The organism is Mycobacterium sp. NGS49 (assembly GCF_059812565.1).
In genome coordinates this window covers 1-6,804 of sequence record NZ_JCALCX010000071.1, presented here as the reverse complement: position 1 = coordinate 6,804, position 6,804 = coordinate 1, and the positions used below count along the sequence as shown (strand labels likewise).

General features: G+C 68.8%; 5 protein-coding genes. 2 read left to right on the top strand and 3 right to left on the bottom strand.

The genetic code is table 11. From position 1 onward, the window contains the following. The first annotated feature begins 187 nt into the window (after positions 1-187). Complete coding sequence (locus AC5Y7D_RS30535) at positions 188-1,975, top strand: Hsp70 family protein (protein ID WP_499929873.1); 1,788 nt, start codon at positions 188-190, stop codon at positions 1,973-1,975. Here AC5Y7D_RS30535 and iniC read toward each other — a convergent pair. The 3 genes from iniC to AC5Y7D_RS30520 all read right to left on the bottom strand — a co-directional run bounded on the left by iniC (position 1,972) and on the right by AC5Y7D_RS30520 (position 6,446). Then, on the bottom strand, positions 1,972-3,468 hold the full coding sequence (gene iniC, locus AC5Y7D_RS30530) for an isoniazid-induced dynamin-like GTPase IniC (protein ID WP_499929871.1): 1,497 nt from the start codon (positions 3,466-3,468) through the stop codon (positions 1,972-1,974). The genes AC5Y7D_RS30535 and iniC overlap by 4 nt on opposite strands. Next, positions 3,465-5,306 carry a dynamin family protein gene (locus AC5Y7D_RS30525; protein WP_499929869.1) on the bottom strand — a complete coding sequence of 614 codons (1,842 nt, stop codon included), beginning with the start codon at positions 5,304-5,306 and terminating at the stop codon, positions 3,465-3,467. The genes iniC and AC5Y7D_RS30525 overlap by 4 nt, the downstream gene beginning before the upstream one ends. A gap of 105 nt (positions 5,307-5,411) precedes the next feature. Further along, complete coding sequence (locus AC5Y7D_RS30520; RefSeq protein WP_499929867.1) at positions 5,412-6,446, bottom strand: hypothetical protein; 1,035 nt, start codon at positions 6,444-6,446, stop codon at positions 5,412-5,414. A gap of 6 nt (positions 6,447-6,452) precedes the next feature. Here AC5Y7D_RS30520 and AC5Y7D_RS30515 point away from each other — a divergent pair. Next, a partial coding sequence (locus AC5Y7D_RS30515) for a hypothetical protein (RefSeq protein ID WP_499929865.1) occupies positions 6,453-6,804 on the top strand: 352 nt, incomplete at its 3' end.

The following is a 6,804-nucleotide window of genomic DNA, read 5'->3' as shown; positions in this document are numbered from 1 at the left end:
CCACGCCCGCAAACTCGCCTGCGCCCGGTGCGATACCCAGACTGCCGTCGCAGATCACGTTGCCGGCGATACCCACCGTCATCAATCTGCCGCCGGGCCTGTGACTCGATCCCGCCCTTTCCGCGACGGCTAGGGTGGGGAACGGCCCCCGAACGCAGCGAACCAAAGGACGACGAAGGGTGTGGATATGAGCGAGTCGCTCGGGTTGTCGATCGGGGTGGCCAACCTGGTGGCGGCCCGCTCAGGCTCCGTCCCGATCTCGCGTACACCGGTCGTGACGTTGTTCGAAAACCGTCAATCCGAGGTGGGGCTGCCCGAGGAAAATCCCAATCTGACCGAGCCCGGCCTGGTGCTGCGCGGGTTCGTGGAACGGGTCGGTGACCCGGCCCCGCTGGTGGCGGCCGACGGAACGAAGTACCTGGGGCAGGCGCTGACCATCGAAGCCCTGGAAGCGATGGCGCGCACCGTTGGTTACGGCCGCCCTATCACTGTCGCCGTCCCCGCGTACTGGTCGGACAATCAGGTCGCCGCGCTGCGTCAAGAGCTCTTTGCCCAGCCTGACCTGACCAGGCACGGCGGGACGCCGACGCTGATCTCCGATGCGACGGCCGCACTGACCGCGGTTCGTGCCCGGCCCGGCTTCCCGCGACACGGCGTCGTGGCACTGTGCGACTTCGGTGCCGGCGGTACCAGTGTCACGCTGGCCGACGCCGGATCGGATTTCCGGCAGATCGGCAGCACGGTCCGCCACAGCGAGTTCTCTGGTGACGACATCGATCAGCTGATCCTGAGTCATCTGCTCGCCGTCTCCCCCGGCGTCGACACCGGCGACGTATCCGGCACCGCCACATCGATGGGCTCCGTGACGCGAATGCTCGGCGGCTGCCGCGCCGCAAAGGAACAACTTTCCGCGACTACGGTGGCGACCGTCGCGACGGGAACTGTCGGCGGCGACCTGCGGCTGACCCGCAGCGAGTTTGAGCAACTCATCTCGCAGCCCTTGGACCGCTTCCTCGGTGCATTCGGAGAAATGTTGCAGCGCAACGGAATTGGTCAACTGGCCGCAGTGGCGGTGGTCGGCGGTGGCGCCGCCGTCCCACTGATCACCACCCGGTTCTCAGAACGTCTGCGGGTGCCGATAATCACCACAGCCCAACCGCTGTTCGCCGCCGCGATCGGTGCGGCGACGCTTGGCGACGTGCAGTTGTCCGCGGCGGACGCGGCCACCGGCATCGGCCCTGCCGTGGGCCTGCCCACCAGCATCATGGGCGCCGCCGTCGGCCCCGAGACGCTGGCATCCCCGACGGCGCCGGTGGACACCGAGGCGTTTCCCGAGGAGGCCCGTCAGACCACTGATCGGGCACTGGCGTGGTCTGAGGACAGCGGGACCGGCATGGAACCGGTTCCCTACACCGGACCCGCCGACTACACCGGTCCGGTCGAGCCGCCACCGAGTGCCGCATTACCCGAACCCCAGCAGGACCGCTACGCCGCCGAACCGGAGGAGGTCCCGCCGTGGTACCGGCGCCCGGCCATCCTGTTGAGCCTCGCCGGAGCCGCCGCAGCCGTCATCCTCGCCGTGGTGCTGGCTCTCACCCTGCGCCCGACCAACGCCAAACCGGTCGTGACCACGTCGCAGCCACCACCCATCACCACCGTGGTGACCGGCCCGGATAACAGTCCCACCGAGACGGTGGTCACCCCGCCGCCGGTCACTGTGACCACGCAACAGACAACGACCACGACCACCCCGCCAACCACCACCACCACGACGTCGACGACCACGACCACATCGACGACGACCACCACGACCACCCCGCCGACCACTACCACCACCCAGCCGACCACGACTCAGCCGAGCACCAGCACCCAGCCGACCACCACACAGGCACCGCCCACGACCACAGCGGCACCGCCGACCACCACAGCGGCGCCCGTCACCCCCACTACTGTGGCACCCGCACCCGCGGGTTAAGGCCGGCGAGCGGGAAACTCGGCCAGCATTGCTTCGGCGCTGCGCACTGCCGCACGGCACGCCCTGGTGGTGAACGGGTCGTTGAGCGGATGCTCGGCGCGGCGGCGCCAATGTTGCGCCGCGGCGAACGCCGCCCGGGACACCTCTTGCGGGTTGGCCCTGCACAGCTCCGGGTCCAGGCCCAGTCTGCTGGCCGGGCCGGTACCCGAGCCCCCGATCAGGCGGCGCAGCAACACAACATCACTTTCCTTCAAAGTCGTTGTCCGCGAAGACAACTGACTCAGTAGGCGAAGTTCCTCGAAGGCGTGGGTATCGGCCAGCAGGGGGTCGATGTCGGCGATGACGTACGGCGTGGCCAGCACCGGATTCGCTTCGACGAACCGGCGCAGCGACACCAACGCCGTGTGCGCCTTGAGCATGTCGGAGCGCTGAGCGAACTGTTGATCGATGACGTTGCGCAATGCCACCAAACCGCTGCGCTCCAGCAACTCGGCGGCCAGTCCCGACGCGTCGGCGACACCGGCGGCCAGGACCGCAATCGAGATCCGGATGCCGAACATCCCGAATCGCTCCAGCAGTTGGGCGCGGGTAACCGCATCGACGGGCAGCGTGCTGTCCGGCCGCACGAAGCGGTCCACGCTCAGTAGTGCCCTGTTGAGCTCGGTGGCGTCGGCGCCGGCGAGCTTCTTCAGCGCGACGAATTCTCCCTGACGCAGGGTGCGCGCGGTCATCGCAAGCAGGCCCGACACCGGAACCACCGCCTGACAGATGCCCGTCTGGTTCATCTCGCTGGTGAATCGTCTGGCGACGTCGTTGGCAGACAACATCGCATCGATGCGGCCGGCGCCGATCTCGTCGGCCCGCGAAGCGACACCGATGATGCCCAGCGCCCCGGCCGAACCACCCACCAGGCCGCCGATCTGCTTGAGTAGCGCCACATCAGCCGCGTTCAGGGTGCGCAACAGGAACACGACGGCGTCCACCCGAGGCACCCCGTCGGCCGGGACCAGCAATCGTAGGGTGCGCTCAGAGGCATCGCGGGTCAACGACGATGTACCCGGGGTATCGATGATCGTGGCCTGCACCAACTCCTCGGCGGGCCACTCCACGTCCAGGTGGGCCACCTGCGCGGGGTCGAGGCTACGCAAGTCGAAACTCAGTCCGTCGCGGTGGGTGATCGGCACGTTGCTGCGTCGGCCGCCCTGGTGGATCGCGGTGACCTTCGGTGTCGGGCCGTGCCGGAACCAGGTCACGATCCTGGTCGCCTCGGTTGCGTCCGTCGGTGCGATGTCGTCGCCGACCAGGGCATTTACCAGGGTGGACTTGCCCGCCTTGAGCGTGCCCGCCAGCGCGATGCGAATGGGCTCGTTGAGCCGCGCGCCGATGCGTTCCAGTTCATAGAACACGTCGGGCCGCTGACGGTAGGCCGGTTCGCCCCGATAAGCCTGGATGGTTCCGTTCAGGATGGCGCGGACCCGATCGCTTGTGCTCACGCTCGTCCTATGGTCGCCTGTGGCCGCAGCTTGTCCAAGTTTTCGACGACCTGGCGCAGGATGTCCAGCTGACGCTCGAGTTCGCGGACCCTGCTGTCGCGCTCCACGTCTTCCAGATGGGCAGCGGCCACGGTGGCCTGCAACGATTCGTTGAGCGAGCGGCTGAGCTCGTTGGCGATGTCGCGATAATGGTCCCGCAGCCTGCGATGAATCGTCTTGAGCCGGTCCCGGGACTCCTTACCGACCACGAAGGACACCTCGTCGACGAAACGTCGTACGTTGGCCTTGGCCTCGGCACGCGCCCGAAGCAGCCGGCTCTGCTTCTCCTCTTTGTAGGCCATCCGGCCGAGCAGCAAGCCCGCACCGACCGACACCGGGTTGAACAGCCCCAGCCCGGCCACCGAGGACAGCATGCCGATCATCACCACACCGCCGTAGGAGCCGCGCAAACCGGACAGCGCTTTCTGGCCCTTGCCCTGCGGCTTTGATTCCAGCTCGGCCAGCGCCCGGAGCTGATCGAGGTCGGTGGCCATCAGGCGCGACGTCAGCTCCGGCGACATCACCGAATCCAGGCCGGCGTCGGCGAAGGAACGGGCGACCTCGTCGGCCAGGGCGGCCGAGCGCTGGTAGGCCCAGACGAAGTTGTCCCCGACGGCCGTGGCGATCGCATCCTCGGCGTCGGCCCCGATTTCTGCCCAGTGCAGGGTGGGATCGCATGAGTCGATCTGTTTTTCGATGTCGTCGGTGACGGCGCGAAAGCGTGCCCGAAGGTCGTGGTCCACGTCATTGCTCACGTCGGTGAATCCGTCGTTGAGCACCTGCTGCCACAGGGCGGTCGCCTGCAGGGCGTTCTCGGCTTCCCGCTTTCGCCGCTGCAGATCGCTGGTCAGTCGTTCACGCAGCTTGGGGTCGTTGACCGCGGCCAGCTCAGATCCGGCCTTCATGGTCAATTGTTCGGCAGCCGAGCGGATCTCATGCAACACCTCGTCGCGTACCCGGTCGTTCTCGCGGGTGAGCACCTTCTCGCTCAAGAACTTGATGATCGCGGGAAAGTTGGACTCGTCGTTGAGTTCTTTGTCGTTGAGGCTCACGGCGTGGCTGCGCAGCAACGACGAGACGGGGATGATCGGCATCGGCACGCGGGCGCGCTGCAGGTGATTGGCGTTGGTGTTCACGATCTGACGCCAGTGCGGATACAGATCGGTCTTCGTGGCCACGATCACGCCGATCGGGCAGATCTGATGCGCCTTGCGCAGAAACCACATCTCGGGCTCGGTGAACTCCTGGCTGGCGTCGCTGACCATCAACATCGCGTCGGCGTCAGGCAGCAATCCGAGCGTCGCCGACAGGTGCGGCTGGCCGTGGCCGCCCACGCCGGGGGTGTCGATGAACACCAGACCGCCTTGCAGCAGCGGACTCGGCGCGCCGATCTCCACCCGCAGCACATGGCGTCCGCCGGCCTGGGGCGCCCGACGCAGGTCGACGTTGATGTCCTCCACCGGAATGTCGACATTCGCTGTTTGGCCGTCGGGTCCCGCCGCCACGACCAGCCGCGCCGACGGCTGGGCGCTGTAGCTGACGATCGTGATCACCACGGTGGCCTCGTCGTCGCCAACCCGGGCGACGGGCAGGTTGAGCAGCGAGTTGAGCAGTTGACTCTTGCCCTGCTTGAGCTGTCCGGCGATCACGACACGGATGTGGGGATCGGTGATCCGCTCGCGGGCCCGGCGCAGCCGCTGCACCAGATCACCGCGGTCATACAGTTCAGCGATGGCGATCGTGTGATCGATCAGCTCGACGATCACGCTGACCCGACGCGGGTCATCGGATTGAGTCACCGTGCTGCCCCACTTTCTGCGATCGCTGCCTGTCAGATCACGTTATGCGGACAAACCGGCGGGGACCATCAAGGTCCCCGCCGGTTTTTGGTCGGGTCCGGGTTATCAGAACCCGTGGTGGTCGGCCGCCCCATGGGAGCCCGGCGGTTCGGTGTGCGCCGGCGGCGTGTGCGGCGCAGGGTCGTGACCGAAGACCGACGGGCTCTGAGGCTCGTGGTGGGTCGGTTGCGGCTGTTCGACCGGCTGGTGCTGCTGCGGAGTGAACACCGGTCCGTGGTCCGCAGGAGCCGGTTGGGTCGGAGCCGGTGTCTCCACCTGCGGTGACGGGGTGTGCGGAGTGATCACGGGCGGGTTCGCACCGCCGTGGCCCCCTGGGACGACCGGTCCACCGGGCGTTTGGATGACGGGACCGTGGCCACCATCAGCAGGAGGCGTCGTGCCGCCGGCGCCAGCGCCGCCGCCGGTGATGACTGGGCCCTGTCCGGACGGGAAGGTCGGGCTGTGGTCGCCCGGGGTGACGCCACCGCCGGCACCCGCGCCACCGCCTGCACCTACGCCACCGCCGGCACCGCCGGGCCCGACGCCGCCCGCGCCACCGGCGCCGACGCCGCCGCCGAGCGTCGTGCCTTCCTGACCCAGGATGTCGCCGTGTCCGCCGGCGCCGGTGTGTGCACCGGGTCCGGTGGCCACGCCGCCCGGTCCGGTAGCCGCGGTGCCAGGTCCAGTGGCCACGGTGCCACCGCCCGCTCCGGCTGCCGCAACCCCACCGGGCCCCGCCTGAGCTCCGGCACCGGCCCCGGCCACACCGGAGGCTCCGAGCGGCTCAGGGGCAGGGTGGCCCACCAGCGGGCTGCTTCCACCGCCACCGATACCCAGGCCGGCGCCACCTGCGGCACCGGCCTGGCCGCCGACGCCAAAACCGCCCATGGGACCCGCGACGTGCGGCGTAGCAGCGCCGTTGAGCGCCGCGCCCTCACTCGCGATCAGTCCGGCCTGGCTGCCCGCACCGGCACCGAGCGCGGCGTTACTGCCAGCGATTGAGCCTGCTGCCGCGGCGTGTCCGCCCAGGGCTGCCTGACTGGCAAGACCTGCTTGGCCCGCAACACCCGCCTGGCCGACGAGACCCGCCTGACCAGCCATCCCGGCTTGACCCGCAAGGCCCGCCTGGCCGGCAAGACCCGCCTGGCCAGCAAGACCCGCCTGGCCGGCAAGACCCGCTTGCGCGCCTGCGGCAGCGCCGGCCTGGCCAGCTGCTGCCACCCCGGCCTGGGCTCCGACAGCACCACCGATTTGGCCACCGGCGTTAATCCCGCCGCCAAGACCGCCGCCCAGGGCGCCGCCAGCTTGGCCACCGGCGCCAATTGCGCCGCCGACCTGACTACCGGCAGCAACCGCACCGCCAACCTGACCACCGGCACCCACGGCGCCGCCGACCTGACCACCGGCACCAACCGCGCCGCCAACCTGACCACCGATCGCGCCGCCGGCCTGACCACCG

Bases quoted from the DNA above. Each gene is read 5' to 3' on its own strand.
- AC5Y7D_RS30535 (WP_499929873.1), top strand. From the start codon at position 188: ATGAGCGAGTCGCTCGGGTTGTCGATCGGGGTGGCCAACCTGGTGGCG.
- AC5Y7D_RS30520 (WP_499929867.1), bottom strand. From the start codon at position 6,446: ATGGCTGGTCAGGCGGGTCTCGTCGGCCAGGCGGGTGTTGCGGGCCAA.